This window comes from Kitasatospora sp. NPDC088346, from assembly GCF_044740765.1.
Taxonomy (GTDB): Bacteria; Actinomycetota; Actinomycetes; order Streptomycetales; family Streptomycetaceae; genus Kitasatospora.
Genome location: NZ_JBIURH010000014.1, coordinates 127,746 through 152,858, shown reverse-complemented (window position 1 = coordinate 152,858; position 25,113 = coordinate 127,746). Strand labels below are relative to the sequence as shown.

Here is a 25,113-nt window from a genome sequence, read left to right as displayed (position 1 = left end):
GTGGAGACGGCCGTGGTGGACCGGGTCGAGCAGCCGCCCGCCCGGTGAGGCCGGCGGCGGGCGGGCCCCACGGGGCGGGGCACGCCCGCCGCCGGTGCGCTACGAGGCGGCGGCCCGTTGCAGGGCGCTGGCCAGCAGGGCCAGGTCCGTCGGTCCGTTGCCGAGCTCGCGGACCGGCCGCCGGGTCGGCGGGGCACCCTGCTGCGCCGGGTCGATCGCCACCACGGTGGGCCGCAGGGTCGCCGTCCGAGGGATCCGGCCGCTGACCCGCGCGGTCTGGAAGGCCGTCACCCCGCCGTCCGGCCGGCGCAGGTAGCCGCGGCCCGGGGTGTCCTCGGGCAGCGCCGCCGCGTCCGGCAGGTGGATCAGCAGGTCGGACTCGGCGGGCTGGTCGGTGCGCAGGGCGATCCGCAGCAGCGCCGCCTCGTCGACGTCCGTCCCGGCGGTGAGCTCGGGTGCGCCGGTGGCGGCCACCAGGTGCACGCCGAGCCGTCCGCCGCGCCGGGCGACCTCCGCCAGCGCCCTGGCCAGCGGCCTTCCGGCGGGGGAGGTCGGGGCGAGCAGGGCCTCGAAGTCGTCGACCACCACGACCAGCCGGGCGGGCGCGGGCCCGCTCTCGGGGGCCGGAGCGGTGCCGGGGGCGCGGCGCGGTTCGATCACCCGGGCTCCGCCGGCCTGCGTGGCGCCGCCGCTGGTGACCAGGGCCGGCGTCCGGGCGAACGGCCGTGCGGCGTGCCAGGCGGCGAAGCCCAGCTCGCCGAGCAGCTCCGCGCGGTGCGCCAGCTCGTCCAGCAGCGACTCGGCGGTCAGCAGGGCCCGGCGCGGGTCGGCCGCGGCGTTGACGTGGCCGACCACGTGCGGCAGGTCGGTGCAGCCGTCCAGACCGGCGGCCTCGCCGGAGCCCGCCGGCGCGCGGCCCTCGATGACCGTCAGCCGCAGCCGCTCCGGTCGCTCCGCCACGGACAGCGAGGCGATCAGGGCGCGCAGCAGCTCGGTCTTCCCGGCGCCGGGACCACCGCCGACCAGCAGGTGCGGTCCGCCGGCCGGGGCGGCCGCCAGCTCCGGGTCGGCCAGGTCGACGGTGCAGGGCTCGCCGCCGCGCGCGGTGCCGAGCAGGGCGCCGGCGGCCCCGGCCGACAGCGGCAGCTCGGACCAGCGGGCGGAGACCTTGGCGGGGGTGACGCTGTCCAGCCCGAGCAGGTCGAGCAGGCGCAGGGCGGCGGGCAGCGGCCCGCGGACGACCGGGGCGGCCTCCCGGAGCGGGGCGAGCACCCTGGCCAGCCGGTCCGCCCAGGCGGCCGACACGGCGTCCAGGGCGACGTCCTCGACCACCTCGCGGCCCTCGGGGGAGGGCCGGTCGACGGTGAGCAGGGTGCCGACCTCGCCGGTGACCACCGCGGTGGCGCCGAGCCCGGGCGGCAGCTGCTCGGCCCGTTCGGCCAGGCAGAGCGGGAACACGCCGACGGCGGGGCCCTGGCGCAGCAGCAGCTCCAGCGCGGCCCGGGCGGCCGGGGTGTCGGGGTCGCCGTCCACCAGGACGACGGTGGCGGGCGGGCCCGCGGTGGCGGCGGCCAGCTCGGCGAGGCGGGCCTCGGTCTGCTCGGGGCCGACGCCGACCAGCAGCCGGCAGGCCTGGCCGTGGGTCGGCCGCAGGTGCGGCAGCCACTGGACCCAGGACCACTCGGCGGCGGCCTCCTCGTCGGCGGCGACCACCACCAGGTTCAGCCCGGTCGGCGGGTGCAGGGCGGCCAGCTGCGCCAGCAGGGCGCGGGCCAGGCCGGTCGCCCGGGGACGGGGGCCGGCCAGCCCGAGGCTGCCGGCGGTCTGCAGGTCGACCGTGACCGGTATGGCCGGCAGCAGCGGGCCGGGCCCGCCGGCGCCGGCGGCCGGGGGCTGGGGGAGGTCGGCGGTGCCGAGCCGGAGGGTGAGCTCGTCGGGGTGGCCGGGGGCGCGCTCCCAGAGCCGGGGGCCGGGGCCGAGGGCGGCGAGCAGCAGGGTGGCCGGGTCGGGCCAGCGCTCGCGCTGGGCGGCAGCGAGCCGGCCGCGGGCGTCGGCGTGCCGCTGGGCGGCGTCGGCCCGGTCGGCGTCGGCGCCGGCGCGGCCCAGCCGGCGGGCGAGCAGGGCGCGGGCCCGGCCACCGGGGCTGGGGGCCTCGGCGGCCGGCGGGGGGACGGGGACGCCGGTGCCGGGCCGGGCCGGGGGCCGGGGCGCCAGGCCGAGGTGGCCCTCGCCGTCGGCGATCAGCGGGCGGGGCGGCCCGGCCTGCTCCGGCCGGCCCGGGCGGGCCAGCTGGACGGTCGACTCGCCCAGCCGGACGAGGCCGCCCTCGGCCAGCTCGGCGGACTCCCCGCGCAGGAAGCGGCCGTCCAGCCGGGTGCCGTTGGTGGAGCCGAGGTCGCGGACGGTGGCCCGGCCGTCGGCGGCCAGGTGCAGGGAGAGGTGCAGCCGGGAGACGTCCGGGTCGTCCAGCGGGACGTCGGCCTCGCTGGAGCGGCCGAGCCGGATCTCCTCGCCGTGCAGGCGGTGCACACCACCGGCGTCGGGGCCGCCGACCACGCGCAGCTCGGCGGCGGGGGACGGGGTGTCGTCCTCGGCGTCCGGGTCGGGTTCGTTCAGCGAGAGCACGGTGCCGTCGACCAGGGGCGGGTGGCCGAGCAGGGCCTGCTCCTCGATCCGGCGTGCGCCGGCGTACAGGTGCACATGGGTCGCGGAGCGCGGTCCTCTGACACCCACCGCGCCCGCCAGCGCGCCCGCGAGGGCGCCCAGCGTGGTCCCGGCCGGGGCCGTGACCAGCACATCGGTGGCGGCTCCGGCGCCTGCCGGGCCGCTGCGCGGTCGTAGGACGGTCAGCCGGATCTGCATCTCGCCCGTGGTCCCTTCTGCTCGTGCTGACGCGGTGAGTGGGCGCGGTGGTGGGGCGTGCCGGTCGGATGGACGGTGCGTTGGGCCACAAGTGTGGTGCTGTCATCCTGCCACCCGGGACTGACAGTCCGCGCACGGTACCGGATTTGACGATCTTGCGATGATCGCCATGGTGGGCTCGACGGTGCGTCAGGTCAAACCCGCCCCCGGACACCGGCCGACGACTCCGATCAGGACACCCGTCACCCACTCGGAAACCCGCACGGACACCGTTAGAGTTGCCGAAACCAGGGTCAGGCAACCCGTCGCGAGCCCGGGGCGAGTGACGACAACGGGAGCACAGGTGCGGCCAGTCGGCAGCAAGTATCTGCTTGAGGACACCCTCGGGCGCGGGGCCACCGGCACCGTGTGGCGGGGCCGGGTCCGGGAGGACGTCGCCGTCCCCGGGCTGCAGCCGGGCCAGGCCGTCGCGGTCAAGGTGCTCCGCGAGGAGCTGGCCGCCGACCCGGACATCGTGATGCGCTTCCTGCGGGAACGCTCCGCCCTGCTCCGGCTCAGCCACCCCAACATCGTGCAGGTCCGCGACCTCGTCGTCGAGGGCGAGCTGCTGGCGCTGGTGATGGACCTGGTCGACGGCCCCGACCTGTTCCACTACCTGCGCGGCAACGGCCCGCTCAGCCCGATCGCCGCCGCCCTGCTGATGGCGCAGGTCGCCGACGCCCTCGCGGTCAGCCACGCGGACGGCATCGTGCACCGCGACCTCAAGCCCGCCAACGTGCTGCTCGCCACGGTCCGCGTCGAGGGTGTCGAGCAGATGCACCCGATGCTCACCGACTTCGGCATCGCCCGGCTCGCCGACTCCCCGGGCATCACCCGGACCCACGAGTTCGTCGGCACGCCCGCGTACGTCGCCCCGGAGTCCGCCGAGGGCCGCCCGCAGACCTCGGCCGTCGACGTGTACGGCGCCGGGATCATGCTCTACGAGCTGGTCACCGGCCGCCCGCCGTTCCAGGGCGACGGCCCGCTGGCGGTGCTCCAGGCGCACCTCGCCCAGGAGCCGGAGCGCCCGCGCTCGGTGCCCGAGCCGCTCTGGACGGTGATCGAGCGCTGCCTGCGCAAGAGCCCCGCCGAGCGTCCGACGGCGGTCTCGCTGGCGCACGCCCTGCGGGTGGTCGCCGCCGGCGTCGGCGTGCACGCCTCGCCGGCCGCCGTCGACGCCGCGCTCGCGGTCGGCGGCCTGCTGGTGACCGACCCGCAGTTCGCGGCGCAGGCGGCCGCCTCCGTGCCCACCTCGCCGTACGGCTCCTCCGAGCCGACCCAGGTGCTGCCGTCCCACGGCTTCGACCCGGCCGCCGCGACCCAGATGATGGGCCAGCCGCCGGCCCCGGCCGGGGACCGCACCCGGGTGATGCCGCCGGTCCCGCAGAACGGTCCCGCCGCGCCGGTCGGTGCGGCGCCCGAGGCCCCGCACCCGTGGCAGACCCAGCTGCGTGCGGCCCGTGACCGCAACCAGCAGACCGAGGTGGGCTACCTCGACCCGGAGGAGCTCGGCCGCCCGCAGGTCGCGCCCCGGCCGTACCAGGCCGGGCCCGGCGGGTACGGCGGCCAGGCCCCGCAGCAGCCCCAGACCCCGGCCCGGCCGCCGCAGGCCCCGCGCCCGGGCCAGTACCAGCAGCCGGGCGGCTACGCGCAGCGCCCGCCGGTCGCCCCGCCGCCGTACCAGGCGGGCCGCCCGCCGCAGCAGCCGTCGCAGCAGCCCCAGGGCTACCAGGGGTACCCGCAGCAGGGCCAGCCCCAGGGCTACCCGCCGCCGGCCCCGCCCGCCGCGCCCCAGCGCCGCCAGGAGCCGCCGGCGCCGCAGCGCCGCGAGCCGCAGCCGCCGCAGCACCGGGAGCCGCAGCGGCCCCCGCAGCGCGAGCCCGAGCCGCCGCGCGAGCGCGAGCCGCGCCGCCGCAGCCGCAACCGGATGTACATCCCGGGCCTGGGCTGCCTGAAGGGCTGCCTGATGGTGCTGCTGATCCTCGCGCTGGCCGCCGTCGCGCTGTGGAACTTCACGCCGCTCCCGGAGTACTGGCACACCGTCCAGAACTGGTTCGCCAGTGCCCAGGACTGGTTCGGCAGGCTCGGGAAGAACTGACGCCCCCGCCGGGGGCGCCTTTGACGCTATATCGACAATTCACAAATATTTCCCGCCCGCCGGTGCGCGGCAGCGGGGCTTCAGCGGCCCCCCGAGGGCTCCGGGGCGCGTAGGTTGTTCGCTGAGCACCGACCTACCGAGCCCACGGAGCAGCATTGGCACGCAAGATCGGCAGCCGGTACACCGTCCACCAGGTGATCGGCCGCGGCTCCGCCGGGACGGTGTGGCTCGGCGAGGGCCCGGACGGCCCGGTGGCCGTCAAACTGCTGCGGGAGGACCTGGCGTCCGACCAGGTGCTGGTCGGCCGCTTCGTCCAGGAGCGGTCCGCCCTGACCGGCCTCGACCACGCCCGGGTGGTCGGCGTCCACGACATGGTGGTGGACGGCGACGACCTCGCCCTGGTGATGGAGCTGGTCCAGGGCACCGACCTGCGCACCCGGCTGGAGCGCGAGGGGGTCCTCTCCCCGGCCGCCGCCGCCTCGGTCATCGCCGACGTGGCCGACGGGCTGGCCGCCGCCCACGCGGCCGGCATCGTGCACCGCGACGTGAAACCGGAGAACGTCCTGCTCGACCTGGCGGCCCCGGCCGGCCCGGCCGGAGCGCCCCGCGCCAAGCTCACCGACTTCGGCATCGCCCGGCTCGTGGACGCCCCCCGCCGGACCAGGGCGACCCGGATCATCGGCACCCCCGACTACCTCGCCCCCGAGATCATCGAGGGCCTGGAGCCCCGGGCCGCGGTGGACATCTACGCCCTGGCCACCGTCCTCTACGAGCTGCTGGCCGGCACCACCCCGTTCGGCGGCGGCCACACCGGCGCCGTGCTGCGCCGCCACGTCACCGAGAACGTGCCGCCGGTGCCGGGGATGCCGGACGGCCTGTGGCGGATCATCTCCGAGTGCCTGGCCAAGGCGCCCGCCTCCCGGCTGCGCGCCGCCGAGCTGGCCGAGCGGCTGCGCGAGCAGCTGCCCGCGCTGGCCGGCCTGCCGCCGCTGACCGTCCCTTCGCAGGGCCGGCCACCGGCCGAGGAGGTGCCGACGCCGGGCGAGGCCGTGTACGCGGAGGCCGACACCGGCTCCGGCACCCACCGGCGCCGGCGCGGCCCGGCCGTCCCGCTGGTCCCGGCCCCGTCGCCCGACTCCACCCGGGACACCCACACCAGCCTGCGCCGCCCGAGCCCGCAGGAGCTGGCCTCGTACGCGGCGGAGTCCCGGGCCCAGCGCGGTACGGCCCCGGCCGGCGGCCACCGCAAGGGCCGCCAGGCGCTGCTGCGGCGGCGCCGGATGCTGGCCGTGCTGGTGGCCGTCGTGCTGCTGCTGGCGGGCGCCGCGGCCGCGTACTCGGCCTTCGCCGCCGAGCCCGCGCACCCGCCGGCGCACGCCGCCACGGAGGGCGTGCGGACCCCGCCGACGGAGCTCACCGGGGGTTGGCACCCCCCGCTGTAGTTGAGCGCCCCGCGCCAACCATTACGCTTGAGGGCGTGGCAGCCGTCGATCCTTCCGAAGAGCTCAAGAACCTCGAGTCGACCATGGGGTCGATCGAGGCCGTCCTCGACCTGGACAAGATCCGGGCCGACATCGCGACCCTGGAGGAGGAGGCAGCCGCCCCGAACCTGTGGGACGACCTGGCGAACGCCCAGAAGGTGACCAGCCGGCTCTCCTTCCTCCAGGGCGAACTGCGCAAGGTCCAGCACCTGCGCGGCCGGGTCGACGACCTCGCCGTCCTGTTCGAGCTGGCCGCCGACGAGAACGACGCGGACACCCTCGCCGAGGCCCTCACCGAGCTCGGCTCGGTGCAGAAGGCCGTCGAGGAGCTGGAGGTCCGCACCCTCCTGTCCGGCGAGTACGACGCCCGTGAGGCCCTGGTCAACATCCGCGCCGAGGCCGGTGGCGTGGACGCCGCCGACTTCGCCGAGCAGCTGATGCGCATGTACCTGCGCTGGGCCGAGCGGCACGGCTACCCGACCGAGGTCTACGACACCTCGTACGCGGAGGAGGCCGGCATCAAGTCCGCGACCTTCACCGTGAAGTCGCCGTACGCCTACGGCACCCTCTCCGTGGAGCAGGGCACCCACCGCCTGGTCCGCATCTCCCCGTTCGACAACCAGGGCCGCCGCCAGACCTCGTTCGCGGGCGTCGAGGTGCTGCCGGTCGTGGAGCAGAGCGACCACGTCGACATCGACGAGTCGGAGCTGCGGATCGACGTCTACCGCGCCTCCGGCCCGGGTGGCCAGGGCGTCAACACCACCGACTCGGCGGTCCGGATCACCCACCTGCCCACCGGCGTGGTGGTCTCCTGCCAGAACGAGCGCTCGCAGATCCAGAACAAGGCCTCGGCGATGAACGTCCTCCAGGCCAAGCTGCTGGAGCGGCGCCGCCAGGAGGAGCGGGCCCTGATGGACTCGCTCAAGGGCGAGGGCAGCTCCTGGGGCAACCAGATGCGCTCCTACGTGCTGCACCCGTACCAGATGGTCAAGGACCTGCGGACGGAGTTCGAGGTCGGCAACCCGCAGTCCGTGCTGGACGGCGACATCGACGGCTTCATCGAGGCGGGCATCCGCTGGCGCAAGCAGCGCGAGACCTCGAACGACTGACCAGGTGCTGTCCGGTCGCGCGGACGGACGCAAGCCGAAGGGCCCCGGAGCGAGTGCTCCGGGGCCCTTCGGGCCGTCGTGGGTGATCAGGCCAGCGCCTGCCGGGCGATGAGGGCCACCGCCAGCAGGGCGCCCAGCAACGCGAGCAGCGCCGCCGGGGACAGCGCCGCGAACGGGCCCTGCTGGTCCTGCAGTCGGGCGCGGTTGGCACGGCACACCGGGCAGCGGCCGTCACTCACGCGGCCGTTGCAGTTGGCGCACACCAGATGGTCGCACGTCATGCGATCTCCTCCTTGCTGCTACTGCCAACGCACCGGACGGGGCTGTGGTTCCGCGATTGCCCTGTGCGGGGCTGCGGCCCACCGGACCGCTCCCTCTCCACTGTGCCAGGTTCCCCTCCGTCCGGCCCCTGCTGCCCGGGGTGGGGAGGGCTGTGAGATCGCTCGCAGTTTTCCGGGCAAAAGAGATCAGAGCAGGGCAATTCCTATGCCGTTCCGGAATGCGGGCCTGCGCATGCCCGGCCGGGTCGCGTATGGTCCCAAGCCAGTACTGACCGAGGAACGGCGCTGCGGGCCGAGCCTTCGGGCCCTGACATAACGATCGGGTCACGGGGGCCCCGGCCGGGCCGGCTGCCCTTCCACCTAGGATGGCCCCCGTGATGCAGCCGTGATCAGATTCGACAACGTCTCCAAGACCTATCCCAAGCAGAACCGTCCGGCCCTGGACAACGTCTCGCTGGAGATCGAGAAGGGCGAGTTCGTCTTCCTGGTCGGCTCGTCCGGCTCGGGCAAGTCCACCTTCCTGCGCCTGTGCCTGCGCGAGGAACGGCCCAGCGTCGGCGCGGTGCACGTGCTCGGCAAGGACCTGGGCAAGCTGTCCAACTGGAAGGTGCCGCACATGCGCCGCCAGCTGGGCACGGTCTTCCAGGACTTCCGCCTGCTCCCCAACAAGACGGTGGCGCAGAACGTGGCCTTCGCCCTGGAGGTGATCGGCAAGCCCAAGAGCGCCATCGCCAAGGTGGTGCCCGAGGTGCTCGACCTGGTCGGCCTCGGCGGCAAGGAGGACCGGATGCCCGGTGAGCTCTCCGGCGGTGAGCAGCAGCGCGTGGCGATCGCCCGGGCCTTCGTCAACCGCCCGATGCTGCTGATCGCGGACGAGCCGACCGGAAACCTCGACCCGCAGAACTCCGTCGGCATCATGAAGCTGCTCGACCGGATCAACCGCACGGGCACCACGGTCCTGATGGCCACCCACGACCAGGCCATCGTCGACCAGATGCGCAAGCGCGTGATCGAGCTCGACAAGGGGCTGCTGGTCCGCGACCAGGCCCGCGGCGTCTACGGCTACCAGTCCTGAACCCCGGGACCGGCCCGAGGCACAGTCCGCCTGACTCGCCATACCTGCACTGACCCTGGATTGAGAGAAGCATGCGCGCCCAGTTCGTTTTGTCGGAGATCGGCGTCGGTCTCCGCCGCAACCTGACGATGACCATCGCCGTCGTCGTCAGTGTCGCGCTCTCGCTCGCCCTCGCAGGTGCCTCGCTCCTGGTCCGCGACCAGGTCAACTCGATGAAGGGCTACTGGTACGACAAGGTCGAGGTCAGCGTCTACTTCTGCACGAAGTCCGACGCCGCCTCCTCCGCCCAGTGCTCGGCCGGCGCCGCCACCCAGCAGCAGATCGACGACGTCCAGGCCAGCCTGTCGAAGATGCCGCTGGTGCAGAGCTCGACCTTCGAGAGCTCGGGCGAGGCCTACAAGCGCTGGAAGGAGACCAACCCGGACAACCCGCTGCTCGCCGCCGTGGGGGCGGAGGCGATGCCGCAGTCCTGGCGGATCAAGCTGGTCGACCCGACCAAGTACGACGTGATCCAGAGCGCCTTCGCCGGCAAGCCCGGCGTGAAGTCGGTCGAGGACCAGCGGAAGATCCTGGAGAACCTGTTCGGCCTGCTGAACGGTCTGCAGACCGCCGCCTTCGTGATCATGGTGCTGATGCTCTTCGTCGCCCTGCTGCTGATCGTCAACACCGTCCGGGTGTCGGCGTTCAGCAGGCGGCGCGAGACCGGCATCATGCGCCTGGTGGGTGCCTCGAACTTCTATGTCCAGATGCCGTTCATCGCCGAGGCCGCGTTCGCCGCGCTGCTCGGTGCCGCGATGGCGTCCGGACTGCTGCTCGCGGGTCACTTCTTCGTCCAGCACTGGCTGGCCCAGCGGGTGCTGTTCATCCACTTCATCGGCCTGTCCTCGGTGTTGACCGTGATCCCGCTGCTGGTCGTGGTGGGTATGGGGATGGCCGGCATCGCCGCCTTCTTCACCCTCCGCAAGTACCTGAAGGTCTGACCGCAGGTCAGCTCCGTCCCCAGCGGCCCCGGCCGGCGAGTGCGCCGTCCGGGGCCGCTGCGTACCCGACCCGTCGGCTTTCGGCCACTCGGATCCGCCGGGCGGCCTAGACTCCGGTGCATGGCACTGGCGCAGCGGGTACGACAGGGGGCCACGCTCAGCGCGGTCTTCGGCGTGGTCCTGCTGGTCGGGGCCGCCGCGGGGGCCTGGGGCGAGCCGCCGGCGGTGGCGCCGCGCACGGCCGTCTGGACGGGTGCCGAGGACCTCGCCGGGGCCGACCTCTCCCCGCTCCAGGCCGAGCAGCTGGTGGGCGCCAGCGGCGACCGCTGGGCCGCCCACCTCAGCCCGGAGGAGTACGCCGCCTTCACCGGCGGCCGTTACCGCGGCGTGGGCCTGTCGGTCGGCCGCACCGCGGACGGCGCGACGGCCGTCTCCGAGGTGCTGCCCGGCGGGCCGGCCGCCGCGGCCGGGATCGCGGTCGGCGACCGGCTGCTGCGCGTCGACGGCGCCGGGGCCGACCAGCTGCCCGTCACCGAGGTGGTGGCCCGGCTGCGCGGCCGGCAGGCCGGCTCCACCGTGGCGCTGGCCGTCCAGCGGGCCGGCGGCCCGGTCCGGGACCTGGTGCTCGGCCGGATCGAGCTGGCCACCCGCGAGGTGGCCGTCGACCGTCCGGCCCCCGGGGTGGTCAGGGTCGCGGTCCGGGCTTTCACCAGCGGCGTCTCCGGCCAGGTGCGGGAGGCGGTGCGCGGCGCCCACGCGGTGGTGCTGGACCTCCGGGGCAACTCCGGCGGGCTGGTCGAGGAGGCGGTGGCCACCGCCTCGCTGTTCCTGGACGGCGGGCCGGTGGTCGCGTACCAGGAGCGCGGCGAGCCGCGCGAGCTGTCCGCGTCGCCCGGCGGGGACACCGCGACGCCGCTGGTGGTCCTGGTGGACGGCGGCACCATGAGCGCCGCTGAACTGCTGGCCGGCGCCCTCCAGGACCGTTGCCGGGCCGTCCTGGTGGGTTCCCGGACCTTCGGCAAGGGCACCGTGCAGCAGCCCAGCCGGCTCGCCGACGGATCGGTCCTGGAGCTGACCGTCGGCCGCTACACCACCCCGTCCGGCCGCTCGCCCGACGGGGTCGGCCTGGTGCCGGACGTCCCGGCGCAGCCGGCCGAGGAACCGGGCGAGCTGGCCCTGCGGGTCCTGGCCGGTGTCGGGGCTCGCGGCTAAAGGGGCTGCCGCCCGCGCCGTCGGGATGCGAGAATGATCGGCGCTATGGCAAAAGAAAAGGGACACAAGCTGGTCGCGCAGAACAAGAAGGCGCGGCACGAGTACACCATCCTCGACACCTTCGAGTGCGGCATGGTGCTGACCGGTACCGAGGTGAAGTCGCTCCGCGAGGGGCGGGCCAACCTGGTCGACGGGTACGCCTACATCCAGGGCGGGGAGGCGTGGGTCGACAACCTCTTCATCCCGGAGTACACCCAGGGCACCTGGACCAACCACTCGGCACGGCGCAAACGCAAGCTGCTGCTGCACAAGATGGAGATCCGCAAGATCGAGTCCAAGGTCCGGGAGACCGGTCACACCCTGGTACCGCTCTCGCTCTACTTCAAGGACGGCCGGGCCAAGCTGGAGATCGCCCTGGCGGTCGGCAAGAAGCTGTACGACAAGCGGCAGACCCTGCGTGAGCAGCAGGACCGCCGTGAGTCCGACCGCGCGGTGGCCGCCGCCCGGCGGCGCCAGAAGTAATCTGCTGGACCCTCGCCGGTCACAGCGCGTACTATGGGCCGTGCATCACCGGAGGGCCCGCCCGCCGGAGCTGTTTTTCAAATCAACATGGGGATGATCGGTTTCGACAGTGTTGGTCGAAACAGGAGAAGCGAGCCGAGGAACGCGGCAATGATCTCGTAAACCATCTGTCGCAAAAAAATAATCGCCAACTCTAAGCGCGATTCCCAGCAGTTCGCTCTCGCAGCCTAGTCTGCCAGAGTGAATGGGTGTCAGCCCGGGGCGTTCCCGACCCGGATCCTGGCATAATCTAGGGAACTCAACCGTCCACCCGGGCTGCGAGGGTGGATGGGAAATCAAACAGCAGCTGGGCCTGTTGGCGGCTTGTCCGCGTGACTGCCAGGGCCGAGAAAATCACAGCGGACTGCGCTCGGAGAAGTCCTGAATCTGTCGCACTGGACCCGGGTTCGATTCCCGGCATCTCCACCGCCCCATGTGCATGTGAGCCGTCCTCCGTCCCGGAGGGCGGCTTTCGTGCGTTCCGGCGCCTCACACGGGCTCCGGTCGCCGGGTGAGTTGACGGTTCCTTGTCCTTCACAGTGCACAACGAGGCCGAAACCATGGCTACCTAGTGTCGACGACAGGAAGCCACCCGCAGGCGGAGGGACACAGGATGACCACGGCAACGGCACGGCAGGGCAGATCGGGCGGGCGCTGGATCCAGCAGTGGGACCCGGAGGACGTCGAATTCTGGGAACGCACCGGCAAGCGCGTCGCCCACCGGAACCTGCTGTTCTCCGTCCTCTCCGAGCACATCGGCTTCTCGATCTGGAGCCTGTGGTCGGTGATGGTGCTCTTCATGGGCAAGGCGTACCACGTCGACGCGGCGGGCAAGTTCTTCCTGGTCGCGATGCCGACGCTGATCGGTGCCTTCGTCCGGATCCCGTACACCGTCGCGGTGGCGCGGTTCGGCGGGCGGAACTGGACGGTCCTCTCGGCCCTCCTGCTGCTGCTGCCCACGCTGGCCGCGGCGTACGTGATGCACCCCGGCACCTCCTACACCACCTTCATGCTGGTGGCCGCGCTCACCGGCCTCGGCGGCGGCAACTTCGCCTCCTCGATGACCAACATCAACGCCTTCTTCCCGATGCGCCGCAAGGGCTGGGCGCTGGGCCTGAACGCCGGCGGCGGCAACATCGGCGTGCCGGTGATCCAGCTGGTCGCGCTGGCCGTCATCACCTGGGCCGGGGCCGGGCACCCCCGGCTGGTGCTGGGCATCTACCTGCCGCTGGTGATCGTGGCGGCGGCCTGTGCGGCGCTGTTCATGGACAACCTGGCGCCGATGAAGAACGACACCGGCGCGCTCGCCGGCGTCCTGCGCGAGAAGCACACCTGGCTGATGGCGGTGCTCTACATCGGCAGCTTCGGCTCCTTCATCGGTTTCTCCTTCGCCTTCGGTCTGGTCCTGCAGAGCCAGTTCGGCCGCACCCCGCTGCAGGCCGCCCAGCTCACCTTCATCGGCCCGCTGCTCGGCTCGCTGATCCGCCCGCTCGGCGGCCTGCTCGCCGACCGCTGGGGCGGCGCCCGGATCACCTTCTGGAACTTCGTCGCGATGGCCGCCGCCACCGGTCTGGTCACCTACGCCTCGGCCGAGCGTTCGCTGGCGCTCTTCCTGCCCGGCTTCATCGGCCTGTTCGTCTTCGCCGGGATCGGCAACGGCTCCACCTACAAGATGATCCCGGGCATCTTCGAGGCCAAGGCCCAGGACCGGATCGCCGGCGGGGAGGGCGCCGACCAGGCCGCCGCCTGGTCGCGCCGGATGTCCGGCGCCGCGATCGGTGTGATCGGGGCGGTCGGTGCGCTCGGCGGCCTCTTCATCAACCTCGCCTTCCGGCAGTCCTTCCTGACCGCCAAGACCGGCACCCCCGCCTTCGCCTCGTTCCTGGGCGCGTACGCGGTGTGCTTCGCCCTCACCTGGGCGGTCTACCTGCGCCGCCCCACCGGCGGCACGGTGACCGCCGGGGCCCCGGCCCTGGCGAAGGTCTGACCCCCACCCGCGACCACGGGCCCGCCGACCCCGGCGGGCCCGCCGCGGCGCCGCCGGCACCCGCTCCGAGCTGCGAAACAGCCCGGAAATCAGACCGACCCCGGGGCGTGACGGCAGCGCGCGAGGATGACCGTCCACCCACCCACCCTGCGGCCCGTCCACGGCTGCGGGGCGCACCACCAGAGGACCGTACGCCATGGCCGACCTGACCGACCGTCAGACCGCCGAGCCGGTACCCCCATTGGCCGGCTTCACCATCGGCATCACCGCGGCCCGCCGCGCCGACGAACTCACCGCCCTGCTCCAGCGTCGCGGCGCCGCCGTGCTGCGCGGTCCGGCCCTGCGGATCGTCCCGCTCTCGGACGACACCGAACTGCTGGCCGCCACCCGCACCCTGGTCGACGATCCGCCGGACATCGCGGTCGCCACCACCGGCATCGGCTTCCGCGGCTGGATCGAGGCCGCCGAGGGCTGGGGCCTGGGCGACGAGCTGACCGAACGGCTCGGCAGGGCCGTCGTCCTGGCCCGCGGCCCCAAGGCCAAGGGCGCGATCCGCGCGGCCGGGCTGCGGGAGGAGTGGTCGCCCGAGTCGGAGTCCTCCGTCGAGGTGCTGGAGCACCTGCTGGAGCAGGGCGTGGACGGCCGCCGGATCGCCGTCCAGCTGCACGGCGCCCCGCTGCGCGGCTTCATCGACTCGCTGACCGCGGCCGGCGCCGATGTGGTCGAGGTCCCGGTCTACCGCTGGCTGCCGCCGGTCGACCGGGCACCGCTGGACCGGTTGCTGGACGCCTGCTGCGCGGGCTCCCTGGACGCCGTCACCTTCACCAGCGCCCCCGCCGCCATCAGCCTGCTCGACCGCGCCGCCGAACGCGGCCGCACCGACGAACTGCTGCACGCCCTGCGCCGCGACGTGCTGCCGGTCTGCGTCGGCCCGGTCACCGCCGCGCCGCTGGAGGAGCAGGACGTTCCCACCGTGTGGCCCGAGCGGATGCGGCTCGGCGCCATGGTGCAGACCCTGACCGCCGAGCTGCCCCGCCGCGCCCGCCGCCTCGCGGTCGCCGGGCACCAGCTGGAGCTGCGCGGCCAGGCCGCCCTGGTCGACGGCGAGCTGCGGCCCGTCCCGCCGGCCGGGATGGCCCTGCTGCGGGCACTGGCCCGCCGCCCCGGCTGGGTGGTGCCCCGCGCCGAACTGCTGAGGGCCCTGCCGGGCAGCGGCGGGGACGAGCACGCGGTGGAGAGCGCGATGGCCCGGCTGAGGACGGCCCTCGGCACCCCGCGGCTGATCGCCACCGTGGTCAAGCGCGGCTACCGGCTCGCGGTCGACCCGGTCGCCGACCCGGGAGCCAAGTACGGGGACGAGCTGTCGGTCGCGCCGTAGGGCGAGGCTCACCGCTCCGGCCCGCCGCGCCCGCCCGCCCAGGGCCGTCCGCCGCTCCGGTCCGCCGTTCCCGCCCGCCGCCCCCGTCCGCCGCTCCCGCGGGCGGGCCGCGGCGCGCTGGCCCGGCCCTGGGTTCCCGGGGCCGGGTGGTGGAGGCGTAGGATCATCCGTCCGCCTTTTTCCTGGAGGGCGGTCACCCTCTCCACCCGCAGGACGTACCTCAGGGGGCTCCTTGGGCGCGCACGGCTCAGCCCAGCACGACACCGGCACCACCACCGGCACCACCCGCACCACCGAACCCGACACGGTCCGCGACCGTGAGATCGCGGAGGAGCAGCAGCACCTCGACACCGTCTACCACCGCCTGGAGGAGAAGCTCGCCGAGGCGGAGTACATCCTGGAGGACGCCGCCAAGCGCGTGCAGGTCGGCACCCCGGGCGCGCTCGCCGAACGCGACGCGCAGGTCTACCGGGCCGGCGCGCACCTGCACCGGCTCAACAGCGAGTTCGAGGACTTCCTGTTCGGCCGGATCGACCTGCAGCAGGCGGACGCGCCGGAGGAGCACGGCATCCCCTCGCAGACCCCGATGGACCCGGCCGACCCGGCCGTCGCCGAGACCCTGCACATCGGCCGGCTCGGCGTGCTCGACGCCGAGTTCGGCCCGCTGGTGATCGACTGGCGGGCGCCGGCCGCGGCGCCGTTCTACCGGGCCACCCCGCTGGAGCCGGGCCGGGTGGTCCGCCGCCGGGTGATCCGCTCCAAGGGCCGCAAGGTGATCGGGGTCGAGGACGACCTGCTGCGTCCCGACCTGACGCCCACCCTGGACGGCCGCGAGCTGGCGGTGGTCGGGGACGGCGCGCTGATGGCCTCGCTCGGCCGGGCCCGCAGCCACTCGATGCGCGACATCGTCTCCTCCATCCAGAAGGAGCAGGACGAGGTCATCCGGGCGCCCGCGGCCGGCGCCACCCTGGTCACCGGCGGCCCCGGCACCGGCAAGACGGCCGTGGCCCTGCACCGGGCCGCGTTCCTGCTCTACCAGGACCGCCGCCGGTACGCCGGGGGCATCCTGGTGGTCAGCCCGACCGCGCTGCTGGTCTCGTACACCGAGGGCGTGCTGCCCTCGCTCGGCGAGGAGGGCCAGGTCGCCATCCGGGCGGTCGGCAGCCTGGTCGACGGGATCGAGGCGGAGCGCTACGACACCCCCGAGGCGGCCCGGGTCAAGGGCTCGTCCCGGATGGTCCAGTTGCTGCGCCGGGCGGCCCGGGCGGCCCTGGAGCTGAACGAGCCGGCCGAGCTGCGGGTCTTCGCCCGCGGCCAGGCTCTGCGGCTGGACGCCGGCCGGCTGCGCGCGGTGCGCGGCAACGTGCTGGGCGGCGGCGGGACGCCGCTGAACCTGCTGCGCCCGCGGGCCCGCCGGCTGCTGCTGGACGCGCTCTGGTCGGTCGCCGTCCGGCACCTGCCGAAGGCGGTCAGCCACGCCGAGCGCGAGCAGCGCCAGGAGGAACGGGAGTCCTTCGACGACTACGTCAGCGACGAGGCGTCGTTCCAGACCTTCCTGGACGCCTGGTGGCCGGCCGTCACCCCGCGCGGGGTGCTGGCCTCGATGCGGCAGACCCGGCACGTGAACCGGATCGCCCGCCGGGCGGTCACCCCCGAGGAGGCCCGGCTGCTGACGGCCTCCTGGCGCCACCTGGACGACCGGGGCCGCGGGCCGCTGTCGGCGCACGACGTGGCGCTGGTGGACGAGCTGCAGCTGCTGCTCGGCGAGGCGGCCCGGCCCAAGGTCCGCGAGGTCGACGCGGTCGACCTGCTGAGCGGCCTGGACGAGGTCACCACGTACGCCGACCGGATGTCCCGGCAGCGGGTGGCGGCTCCGGCGGAGCGCCGCGACTACGCGCACATCATCGTGGACGAGGCCCAGGACCTCACCCCGATGCAGTGGCGGATGATCGGCCGCCGGGCCCGGATGGCGACCTGGACCATCGTGGGCGACCCGGCGCAGAGCTCCTGGCCGCACCCGCAGGAGGCCCAGGCCGCGCTGGACGAGGTGCTCTCCGGCAAGCCGCGCCGCCGGCACACCCTGACGGTGAACTACCGCAACCCGGCCGAGATCGCCGAGGTCGCGGCCAAGGTGCTCGCGCTCGCGGCGCCCGGCACGCCGTCCCCGAGCGCGGTGCGTTCGACCGGCGTCGAGCCGCGGTTCGCCGCGGTCACCGACCCGGCGCCGGAGGCCTTCGCGGCCGCCGCCCGGGCCGAGCTGGTCCGGCTGCTCGGCGAGGTGGACGGCACGGTGGCGGTGGTGGTCCCGATGGACCGCCGGGAGGAGGCGGCCGGCTGGACCGAGGGGCTGGGCGGCCGGGTGGTGGCACTGGGCAGCCTGGAGGCCAAGGGCCTTGAGTACGACGCGACGGTGGTCGCCGACCCGACCGGCATCGCCGGGGAGTCGGAGGCGGGCCTGCGGGTGCTGTACGTGGCGCTGACCCGCGCCACCCAGCGGCTGACCGTGCTCTCCGGCCCGGACGACCTCCCGGACGCGGCCGGGGTCCCGGCGCTCCTGCACTGAGCCCCGCACCCGCCGCCCACCGCGGCGGAGGAACGACGAAGGCCCCCACCGCGGTGGGGGCCTTCGTCCTGCGTTGATGACACCGACCCGCCATGCTCGCCTCGCGGCAAGTGGTCGCTCGTAGCGACGAAGGTTGGGCCCGGGGGCTTGGATCGAGCCGGTGTCCTGACCAATGTAACGCATCGACTCCCGGAACCAAGGTGCCCGCGGCAGGTTTTTCGGACGGGTGCCCAGGCGCCGCGAGGCCCTTTTGTGGACTGTGCACAGAGCCGGAACCTTATTTCTGGGTACCCGCTGGTAGGTGCGACGATCGAGGTCTAGCATGCGCAGGGCGCGGCATTCAACAGACTGTTGAAGGCGCAGCCCGACACCCCTGAACACGGACGGAAGAAGGACGTCGATGGCGACGGTGCCAAGTGTCTCGAACTCGATCACGGTCCGGCTGGAGGTTCCGGCCACGGGCAACGCGGTGAGCTCGATCACCACCGCCGTCGAGTCCTCCGGAGGCTCGGTCACCGGCCTCGACGTGACGGCCTCCGGCCTGGAGGCGCTGCGGATCGACGTCACGGTGGCGGCCTCCTCGGTCGCGCACGGCGAGGAGATCGTCGAGAAGCTGCGCGCGATCGACGGGGTCAGCATCGGCAAGGTCTCGGACCGCACCTTCCTGATGCACCTCGGCGGCAAGATCGAGATGTCCTCGAAGCTGCCGATCCGCAACCGTGACGACCTGAGCATGATCTACACCCCCGGCGTGGCCCGGGTCTGCATGGCGATCGCCGAGAACCCCGAGGACGCCCGCCGCCTCACCATCAAGCGCAACAGCGTCGCCGTGGTCACCGACGGCTCCGCGGTGCTGGGCCTGGGCAACATCGGCCCCAAGGCCGCACTGCCGGTGATGGAGGGCAAGGCGGCCCTGTTCAAGCGCTTCGCGGGCATCGACGCGTGGCCGATCTGCCTGGACACCCAGGACGCGGACGAGATCGTGGCCATCGTCAAGGCCATCGCGCCGGGCTTCGCCGGCATCAACCTGGAGGACATCTCGGCGCCGCGCTGCTTCGAGATCGAGGCCCGACTGCGCGAGGCGCTGGACATCCCGGTCTTCCACGACGACCAGCACGGCACCGCGATCGTGGTGCTGGCGGCGCTGACCAACGCGCTCAAGGTGGTCGGCAAGGAGATCTCCGAGATCCGCGTGGTGATGTCGGGCGCCGGCGCCGCCGGCACCGCCATCCTCAAGCTGCTGCTGGCCGCCGGCGTCGAGCACGCCACCGTGGCCGACGTGCGCGGGGTGGTCCACCAGGGCCGCGACGACCTCAACGACAGCCTGCGCTGGATCGCCGAGCACACCAACCGCTCCGGCCGCACCGGCAGCCTCAAGGAGGCCGTGGCCGGCGCCGACGTGTTCATCGGCGTCTCGGCGCCGAACCTGCTGGACGGCGACGACCTGGCCACCATGGCGGAGCGGGCGATCGTCTTCGCGCTGGCCAACCCGGACCCGGAGGTCGACCCGGCCGTCGCCCGGCAGACCGCCGCCGTGGTCGCCACCGGCCGCAGCGACTTCCCGAACCAGATCAACAACGTGCTGGTCTTCCCGGGCGTGTTCCGCGGCCTGCTGGACGCCCAGAGCCACACCGTGAACACCGAGATGATGCTGGCCGCCGCCTTCGCGCTGGCCACCACCGTCGCGGACGACCAGCTGAACCCGAACTACATCATCCCGAGCGTCTTCCACCCGGACGTCGCCAAGACCGTCGCCGCGGCCGTCCGGGACGCCGCGCTGGCAGCCCGGGGCGGCGAGGAGCCGACCCCGTCGCGGCCCACGCCCGGCATCGTCGGCACCCTCGACACGGCCACTTTCCCGACCGTCGGACTCTGACCGGGCCGGGCCTGCCGATCGGTCAAATGTCCGATTGGCGGCCCTGTCCGCCGCCGCACGCCCCGAGCCCTTGCGACACAAGGGCAGGGGCGTGTTTGGGCTTGTCGGTGCCAGGGCGTACGGTAGCCCTGCATGGGGCGGCGTGTCCGACAAGTACGGAACGTCCCCTCAGGCATCTCGGCGAGTCGTCCCGACCGCCGCCCGCACCGGGTCACCCGGAGCCGACGGAGCGTCACAACTCCGTGGGGCGGGCGCTGTTCGGGTCAACTCCGCCGGTGCCCGATTGGCTTTCTCAGTGCCGGTCGGGGCAGGATTCGTACCAAGGCGGGCAGTTTGCGGCGCTTTGGGGTGCGAGCCCGGCCCCTGACCACCTTTCGCCTGAATGAGCACAGTGTGCGGACCAACGGCCCTCCGGGTGCCCCAGCCGGGCACCGGTGGGCCCTTGCACGCAGCAGAGCAACAGACCACAGGAGTACACATGAACCGCAGTGAGCTGGTGGCCGCGCTGGCCGAGCGCGCCGAGGTGACCCGCAAGGACGCCGACGCCGTGCTGGCCGCCTTCGCCGAGATCACGGGCGAGGTCGTCGCCAAGGGCGACGAGAAGGTCACCATCCCCGGTTTCCTGACCTTCGAGCGCACCCTCCGCGCTGCCCGCACCGCCCGTAACCCGCAGACCGGCGACCCGATCCAGATCCCGGCCGGTTACAGCGTCAAGGTCAGCGCCGGCTCGAAGCTCAAGGAAGCCGCCAAGGGCAAGTGACGCCGGGCTCCTCGGAGCCGCGCCGTACGCCACAGTGGCCGGTCCCCCTCGGGGGGCCGGCCACTGTGCTGTTCCCGGGGCCCTGCGGGGCCCTGAGCCGCCGCCGCGCCGCCGGGAGACCCCTGGGGTCCCCGACGGCGCGGCGGCGGCGTACGGCCGGTCAGGCCGTCGTGACGAGCTCCTCGCTGGGCAGCTCGACGTGCGCACCGAGGTCCCGCAGCTTGGACATGAAGTTCTCGTAGCCGCGGTTGATCAGGTCGATGCCGTGCACGGTGGAGGTGCCCTCGGCGGCCAGCGCCGCGATCAGGTACGAGAAGCCGCCGCGCAGGTCGGGGATGACCAGCTCGCCGCCGAGCAGCTTGGACGGGCCGGAGACGACCGCCGAGTGCTTGAAGTTGCGGGCGCCGAAGCGGCACGGGGTGCTGCCCAGGCACTCGCGGTAGAGCTGGATGTGCGCGCCCATCTGGTTCAGCGCGCCGGTGAAGCCGAGCCGCGACTCGTACACCGTCTCGTGGACGATGGACAGGCCGTTGGCCTGGGTCAGCGCGACCACCAGCGGCTGCTGCCAGTCGGTCTGGAAGCCGGGGTGCACGTCGGTCTCCAGCGCGATCGCCTTGAGCTCGCCGCCCGGGTGCCAGAACCGGATGCCCTCGTCGTCCACCTCGAAGGCGCCGCCGACCTTCCGGAAGGTGTTCAGGAAGGTCATCATCTCCAGCTGGCGGGCGCCGCGGACGTAGATGTCGCCCCGGGTCGCCAGCGCGGCGCACGCCCAGGAGGCGGCCTCCAGACGGTCCGGCAGGGCGCGGTGGTTGTAGCCGCCGAGCTCGTCGACACCGGTGATCAGGATGGTGCGGTCGGTGCCCATCGAGATGATCGCGCCCATCTTCTGCAGCACGCAGATCAGGTCGACGATCTCCGGCTCGATGGCCGCGTTGCGCAGCTCGGTGACGCCCTCCGCGAGCACCGCGGTGAGCAGCACCTGCTCGGTCGCGCCGACCGAGGGGAAGGGCAGCTCGATCTTGGTGCCGCGCAGCCGCTGCGGGGCGACCAGGTAGGTGCCCTGCGGGTGCTTCTCGATCGAGGCACCGAACTGGCGGAGCACCTCGAAGTGGAAGTCGACCGGCCGGCCGCCGATGTCGCAGCCGCCCAGGCCCGGGATGAAGGCGTGGCCGAGGCGGTGCAGCAGCGGGCCGCAGAACAGGATCGGGATGCGGGAGGAGCCGGCGTGCGCGTCGATGTCGGCGACGTTGGCGCTCTCCACGTGCGAGGGGTCGAGGATGAGCTCGCCGTCCTCGTCACCGGTCCGCACGGTCACCCCGTGCAGCTGGAGCAGGCCGCGCACCACCTTGACGTCACGGATGTCCGGGACGTTGCGCAGCCTGCTGGGGCCCTGGCCGAGCAGCGCGGCGACCATGGCCTTGGGGACCAGGTTCTTCGCACCACGGATCTGGATCTCGCCTTCGAGCGGGTTACCGCCGTGAACCAGCAGGACGTCGTCGATCATCGTTCTCGCAATCCGGGTGCCAGGGGGAGGACAGGGCAGAGGCGGCGATGGACGGACAGCTGTGGGACGGAATCCACCGCGCAAGGCGCACCACCAAACGTAGATGGTAGTAGGAGGTCGATTGGTTCCCGTGTGTCCTATAAGTGATCATGCTCCGCCGGGGTGTCCCGGGCCTTCCGATTGGGCCGTACGGGTGGGGGACGCGGCTCGCGGAGGTTTCGTGTTGGGCGCCCCTCGCCGCCCCGGCTGCGGAATCATGTTGGGCATGACCCCGGCCCTCTCGCACACCGGCCGACTGCTCGTCGCGACGCCCGTCCTGACCGACCCCAACTTCGCGCGGGCGGTGGTGCTGCTGCTCGACCACGACGCGCAGGGCGCCCTCGGCGTGGTGCTGAACCGGCCCACCCCGGTCGAGGTGGCCAGCGTGCTCGACGCCTGGGCGGACCTCACGGGGCAGCCGCCGGTGATCTTCCAGGGCGGGCCGGTGGCCCTCGACTCGGCGCTCGCCATCGCGGTCGTCCCGGGTGAGGAGGGTCACGCCGAACCGCTCGGCTGGCGGCGGGTGCACGGCGCGATCGGGCTGGTCGACCTGGAGGCCCCGCCGGAGGTCCTGGTGGGCGAGCTCGGCGCGCTGCGGGTCTTCGCCGGGTACGCGGGCTGGTCGCCCGGCCAACTGGAGACGGAGATCGCCGAGGGGGCCTGGTACCTGGCCGACTGCGAGCCGGGTGACGTCTCCTGCCCGGACCCGGACCGGCTGTGGCGCTCGGTGCTGCGCCGCCAGCGCGGGCCGCTCGCGATGCTGGCGACCTATCCGGACGATCCGACCCTCAACTGAGACCGGGCGCGCCGACCCGGGGCGCCCGCGCCGGGCGGTCCGTGCCGCCGGGGCCGCTACTGGCCGGGTTCGCGACGGCGACCTTAGACTTGGCACCCATGAGCACTCTTGAGCCCGAGCGCGGCCTCGGCACCGGCACCCTGGTCGAGCCCGTCCCGCAGGTGTCGCACGGCGACGGCGACCACGAGCGCTTCGCGCACTACGTCCAGAAGGACAAGATCATGGAGAGCGCGCTCTCCGGCAGCCCGGTGGTCGCCCTCTGCGGCAAGGTCTGGGTCCCGGGCCGCGACCCCAAGAAGTACCCGGTGTGTCCGATGTGCAAGGAGATCTTCGAGGGTCTCGGCTCGGACAAGGGCGGCGACGACCAGCAGGGCTGAGTCGCGCATTGGTCTATGCCACTTGGGTGGCCGCGGGGCAGGATGAGGCGCATGGACCTCATTCCTGCCCCGACCCACCTGCGTGAGTGGGACCGCCACGCGTGGACGTTCGAGCTCACCGCGGCCAGCCTGATCGGCGCCGACGGCGGCGCCGTGGGCGTGTCCCGCTGGCTGCGCGGCGTCCTCTCGGCGGCCACCGGCTTCCCGCTCGACGCCTGCACGGCGGAACGGTCCGCGCAGACCGCCAACTCGATCACCCTCGCCTTCGACGAGCGGCTGCGCGCCGAGCACGGGCGTGAGGCCTACCGGATCGACGTCGACGTCTACGGGGCCCGGCTGACCGGCGGCGGACGCCCCGGACTCTTCTACGCCGCGCAGACCCTGCGCCAGCTGCTCGGGCCCCGGGCCTTCCGCCGGGCCCCCGTCCCGGGCGAGCCGTGGAAGGTCCAGAGCGTCACCGTCCAGGACGCGCCCCGGTTCGGCTGGCGCGGCGTGCTGCTGGACGTCTCCCGCCACTTCCTGCCCAAGGCGGACGTGCTGCGCTTCGTCGACCAGCTGGCCGCGCACAAGCTCAACGTGCTGCACCTGCACCTGACCGACGACCAGGGCTGGCGGATCGAGATCGAGCGCTACCCGGGGCTCACCGCGGTCGGCGCCTGGCGGGAGCGCTCGATGGTCGGCTTCCGGGCCGGCGGGCGCCGCGACGACCGCCCGCACGGCGGCTACTACACCAAGGACGACCTGCGCGAGATCGTCGCGTACGCCGCCGAGCGGCACATCACCGTCGTCCCCGAGATCGACCTGCCCGGTCACGCGCAGGCCGCCATCGCCGCCTACCCCGAGCTGGGCAACACCGACGTGGTGGACACCACCACGCTCGGCGTGTGGACGGACTGGGGGGTGAACCCGAACGTGCTGAACGTCTCGGAGCGGACCCTGCGCTTCTTCGAGGGCGTTCTGGAGGAGGTGCTGGAGGTCTTCCCGTCCGAGTTCGTCCACCTCGGCGGCGACGAGTGCCCCAAGGACCAGTGGCGGGCCAGCGCGGCCGCCCAGGCCCGGATCGAGGAGCTCGGGCTGGCCGACGAGGACGAGCTGCAGAGCTGGTTCATCCGGCACTTCGACGGCTGGCTGGCCGAGCGCGGGCGCCGGCTGATCGGCTGGGACGAGATCCTGGAGGGCGGGCTCGCCCCCGGCGCCGCGGTCTCGTCCTGGCGCGGGTACGCGGGCGGCGTCGCCGCGGCCGAGGCCGGGCACGACGTGGTGATGTGTCCCGAGCAGTACGTCTACCTGGACCACCGGCAGGCACCCGGCGAGGACGAGCCGGTCCCGGTCGGCTGGGTGCGCTCGCTGGAGGACGTCTACCGGTTCGAGCCGGTGCCGGCCGATCTGGCGCCCGCGGCCGCCGCCCGCGTACTGGGCGCCCAGGCCAACCTGTGGACCGAGTTCATGGACGACGCCCGGGACGTCGACTACCGGGCCTTCCCCCGGCTGGCGGCCTTCGCCGAGGTCGTCTGGTCGGCGCTGCCGGCCGACCCGGCGGCCCGGGACTTCGCGGACTTCGAGCGCCGGATGGCCGCCCACTACCCGCGGTTGGACGCGCTCGGGGTGGAGTACCGGCGGCCCGGCGGGCCGCTGCCCTGGCAGCGCCGGCCCGGCGTGCTCGGCCGCCCGGTCGACGGCCGGCCGCCGGAGCGCTGACCCCGGTCCGCGCGGGACGCGCGTGCGGGTGCCGGACCTCCGTGTGACCGGTCGGCGAGGGCTGCCGGCCGGTCACCACCCGGGCCGCGGAGAGGAAGTTGATCGTATCCATACCGAATCGTTGCGAGACCTTGAGGACGGCCCCGCCGGGCGGTGACCGGCAGGGCCGCCGGGCCCGGCAGCGGGGGCCTGCGGGGGAGTGACGGGAACTCCCCGGTGATCGCCGACGTCAAGATCAGGTGAACAGTCGAACGAGCGCGGGCGGGATCGGATCGACTTATGCCCGGACTTGTCCGAGATTTCGGCCGATGCCCCTCGACCCGGGAAATGATCACCAAACATTGTGTGCCAGAGTTGCCCAACCCGGCCCGATCGCCCGTACCCTACGGGCCAGGTCGCACCGCCCGCGGACGCCCCAGCCGAACGCCGGGGAGCCG

18 protein-coding genes and 1 other RNA gene are annotated in these 25,113 nt (G+C 73.6%); 16 read left to right on the top strand and 3 right to left on the bottom strand.

The annotated features are described in order from the left end of the window. Positions 1-99: 99 nt before the first annotated feature. Positions 100-2,862, bottom strand: a complete 2,763-nt coding sequence (locus ACIOFR_RS20470) for an FtsK/SpoIIIE domain-containing protein (RefSeq protein WP_400999169.1) — start codon at positions 2,860-2,862, stop codon at positions 100-102. A 343-nt stretch (positions 2,863-3,205) separates the two neighbouring features. Here ACIOFR_RS20470 and ACIOFR_RS20465 point away from each other — a divergent pair, with 343 nt between their 5' ends. The 3 genes from ACIOFR_RS20465 to prfB all read left to right on the top strand — a co-directional run bounded on the left by ACIOFR_RS20465 (position 3,206) and on the right by prfB (position 7,589). Continuing rightward, positions 3,206-4,999, top strand: a complete 1,794-nt coding sequence (locus tag ACIOFR_RS20465) for a protein kinase (RefSeq protein WP_400999167.1) — start codon at positions 3,206-3,208, stop codon at positions 4,997-4,999. A 155-nt stretch (positions 5,000-5,154) separates the two neighbouring features. Next, the gene (locus ACIOFR_RS20460) at positions 5,155-6,441 is read left to right on the top strand and encodes a protein kinase (RefSeq protein ID WP_400999165.1); all 1,287 of its coding nucleotides are present in this window, start codon (positions 5,155-5,157) and stop codon (positions 6,439-6,441) included. Positions 6,442-6,476: 35 nt separating this feature from the next. Next, positions 6,477-7,589, top strand: coding sequence for a peptide chain release factor 2 (gene prfB / locus ACIOFR_RS20455; RefSeq protein ID WP_400999163.1), 1,113 nt, complete (start codon positions 6,477-6,479; stop codon positions 7,587-7,589). Between the two features lie 86 nt (positions 7,590-7,675). Here the strand turns inward: prfB and ACIOFR_RS20450 are convergent, their stop codons facing one another. Continuing rightward, positions 7,676-7,870, bottom strand: coding sequence for a hypothetical protein (locus ACIOFR_RS20450; protein ID WP_400999161.1), 195 nt, complete (start codon positions 7,868-7,870; stop codon positions 7,676-7,678). Positions 7,871-8,255: 385 nt separating this feature from the next. On the opposite strand from ACIOFR_RS20450, the gene ftsE reads away from it, so the two are divergent. The 10 genes from ftsE (at position 8,256) to ACIOFR_RS20400 (ending at position 20,262) form a co-directional block, all read left to right on the top strand. After that, on the top strand, positions 8,256-8,945 hold the full coding sequence (ftsE, locus tag ACIOFR_RS20445; protein ID WP_100889970.1) for a cell division ATP-binding protein FtsE: 690 nt from the start codon (positions 8,256-8,258) through the stop codon (positions 8,943-8,945). A gap of 71 nt (positions 8,946-9,016) precedes the next feature. Next, complete coding sequence (gene ftsX / locus ACIOFR_RS20440; RefSeq protein WP_400999159.1) at positions 9,017-9,925, top strand: permease-like cell division protein FtsX; 909 nt, start codon at positions 9,017-9,019, stop codon at positions 9,923-9,925. 120 nt (positions 9,926-10,045) lie between these two features. Beyond that, complete coding sequence (locus ACIOFR_RS20435; RefSeq protein ID WP_400999157.1) at positions 10,046-11,137, top strand: S41 family peptidase; 1,092 nt, start codon at positions 10,046-10,048, stop codon at positions 11,135-11,137. A 45-nt stretch (positions 11,138-11,182) separates the two neighbouring features. Continuing rightward, positions 11,183-11,659, top strand: coding sequence for an SsrA-binding protein SmpB (gene smpB, locus ACIOFR_RS20430; RefSeq protein ID WP_400999155.1), 477 nt, complete (start codon positions 11,183-11,185; stop codon positions 11,657-11,659). Positions 11,660-11,748: 89 nt separating this feature from the next. After that, positions 11,749-12,127: a transfer-messenger RNA gene (gene ssrA, locus ACIOFR_RS20425) on the top strand. 184 nt (positions 12,128-12,311) lie between these two features. Further along, positions 12,312-13,685: a nitrate/nitrite transporter gene (locus tag ACIOFR_RS20420; protein ID WP_400999153.1), complete on the top strand. Its 1,374-nt coding sequence runs from the start codon at positions 12,312-12,314 to the stop codon at positions 13,683-13,685. Positions 13,686-13,881: 196 nt separating this feature from the next. Continuing rightward, the gene (locus tag ACIOFR_RS20415) at positions 13,882-15,063 is read left to right on the top strand and encodes a uroporphyrinogen-III synthase (protein ID WP_400999151.1); all 1,182 of its coding nucleotides are present in this window, start codon (positions 13,882-13,884) and stop codon (positions 15,061-15,063) included. Positions 15,064-15,295: 232 nt separating this feature from the next. Further along, positions 15,296-17,626, top strand: a complete 2,331-nt coding sequence (locus ACIOFR_RS20410; protein ID WP_400999149.1) for a HelD family protein — start codon at positions 15,296-15,298, stop codon at positions 17,624-17,626. Positions 17,627-18,026: 400 nt separating this feature from the next. Next, positions 18,027-19,502 carry an NAD-dependent malic enzyme gene (locus ACIOFR_RS20405; protein ID WP_400999147.1) on the top strand — a complete coding sequence of 492 codons (1,476 nt, stop codon included), beginning with the start codon at positions 18,027-18,029 and terminating at the stop codon, positions 19,500-19,502. Between the two features lie 478 nt (positions 19,503-19,980). Further along, positions 19,981-20,262, top strand: a complete 282-nt coding sequence (locus tag ACIOFR_RS20400) for an HU family DNA-binding protein (RefSeq protein ID WP_033823863.1) — start codon at positions 19,981-19,983, stop codon at positions 20,260-20,262. Between the two features lie 160 nt (positions 20,263-20,422). Here ACIOFR_RS20400 and murA read toward each other — a convergent pair whose 3' ends face one another. Further along, positions 20,423-21,766 (bottom strand): UDP-N-acetylglucosamine 1-carboxyvinyltransferase, encoded by a 1,344-nt coding sequence (gene murA, locus ACIOFR_RS20395; RefSeq protein WP_371497316.1) that lies wholly within the window; start codon positions 21,764-21,766, stop codon positions 20,423-20,425. A gap of 256 nt (positions 21,767-22,022) precedes the next feature. Between murA and ACIOFR_RS20390 the strand changes: the two genes are divergently transcribed. The 3 genes from ACIOFR_RS20390 (at position 22,023) to ACIOFR_RS20380 (ending at position 24,676) form a co-directional block, all read left to right on the top strand. Continuing rightward, the gene (locus ACIOFR_RS20390; protein WP_400999144.1) at positions 22,023-22,601 is read left to right on the top strand and encodes a YqgE/AlgH family protein; all 579 of its coding nucleotides are present in this window, start codon (positions 22,023-22,025) and stop codon (positions 22,599-22,601) included. Positions 22,602-22,699: 98 nt separating this feature from the next. After that, on the top strand, positions 22,700-22,978 hold the full coding sequence (locus ACIOFR_RS20385; RefSeq protein ID WP_371497313.1) for a DUF3039 domain-containing protein: 279 nt from the start codon (positions 22,700-22,702) through the stop codon (positions 22,976-22,978). Between the two features lie 51 nt (positions 22,979-23,029). Continuing rightward, on the top strand, positions 23,030-24,676 hold the full coding sequence (locus tag ACIOFR_RS20380) for a beta-N-acetylhexosaminidase (protein WP_400999142.1): 1,647 nt from the start codon (positions 23,030-23,032) through the stop codon (positions 24,674-24,676). Positions 24,677-25,113: the final 437 nt, after the last annotated feature.

What these genes read in the sequence shown, in the direction of transcription:
- ACIOFR_RS20390 (WP_400999144.1), top strand. Translation starts at nt 22,023, where the DNA reads ATGTTGGGCATGACCCCGGCCCTCTCGCACACCGGCCGACTGCTCGTC.
- ACIOFR_RS20415 (WP_400999151.1), top strand. Translation starts at nt 13,882, where the DNA reads ATGGCCGACCTGACCGACCGTCAGACCGCCGAGCCGGTACCCCCATTG.
- murA (WP_371497316.1), bottom strand. Translation starts at nt 21,766, where the DNA reads ATGATCGACGACGTCCTGCTGGTTCACGGCGGTAACCCGCTCGAAGGC.
- ACIOFR_RS20385 (WP_371497313.1), top strand. Translation starts at nt 22,700, where the DNA reads ATGAGCACTCTTGAGCCCGAGCGCGGCCTCGGCACCGGCACCCTGGTC.
- ACIOFR_RS20435 (WP_400999157.1), top strand. Translation starts at nt 10,046, where the DNA reads ATGGCACTGGCGCAGCGGGTACGACAGGGGGCCACGCTCAGCGCGGTC.
- ACIOFR_RS20405 (WP_400999147.1), top strand. Translation starts at nt 18,027, where the DNA reads ATGGCGACGGTGCCAAGTGTCTCGAACTCGATCACGGTCCGGCTGGAG.
- ACIOFR_RS20400 (WP_033823863.1), top strand. Translation starts at nt 19,981, where the DNA reads ATGAACCGCAGTGAGCTGGTGGCCGCGCTGGCCGAGCGCGCCGAGGTG.
- ACIOFR_RS20420 (WP_400999153.1), top strand. Translation starts at nt 12,312, where the DNA reads ATGACCACGGCAACGGCACGGCAGGGCAGATCGGGCGGGCGCTGGATC.
- smpB (WP_400999155.1), top strand. Translation starts at nt 11,183, where the DNA reads ATGGCAAAAGAAAAGGGACACAAGCTGGTCGCGCAGAACAAGAAGGCG.
- ACIOFR_RS20470 (WP_400999169.1), bottom strand. Translation starts at nt 2,862, where the DNA reads ATGCAGATCCGGCTGACCGTCCTACGACCGCGCAGCGGCCCGGCAGGC.
- ftsX (WP_400999159.1), top strand. Translation starts at nt 9,017, where the DNA reads ATGCGCGCCCAGTTCGTTTTGTCGGAGATCGGCGTCGGTCTCCGCCGC.
- ACIOFR_RS20450 (WP_400999161.1), bottom strand. Translation starts at nt 7,870, where the DNA reads ATGACGTGCGACCATCTGGTGTGCGCCAACTGCAACGGCCGCGTGAGT.
- ACIOFR_RS20380 (WP_400999142.1), top strand. Translation starts at nt 23,030, where the DNA reads ATGGACCTCATTCCTGCCCCGACCCACCTGCGTGAGTGGGACCGCCAC.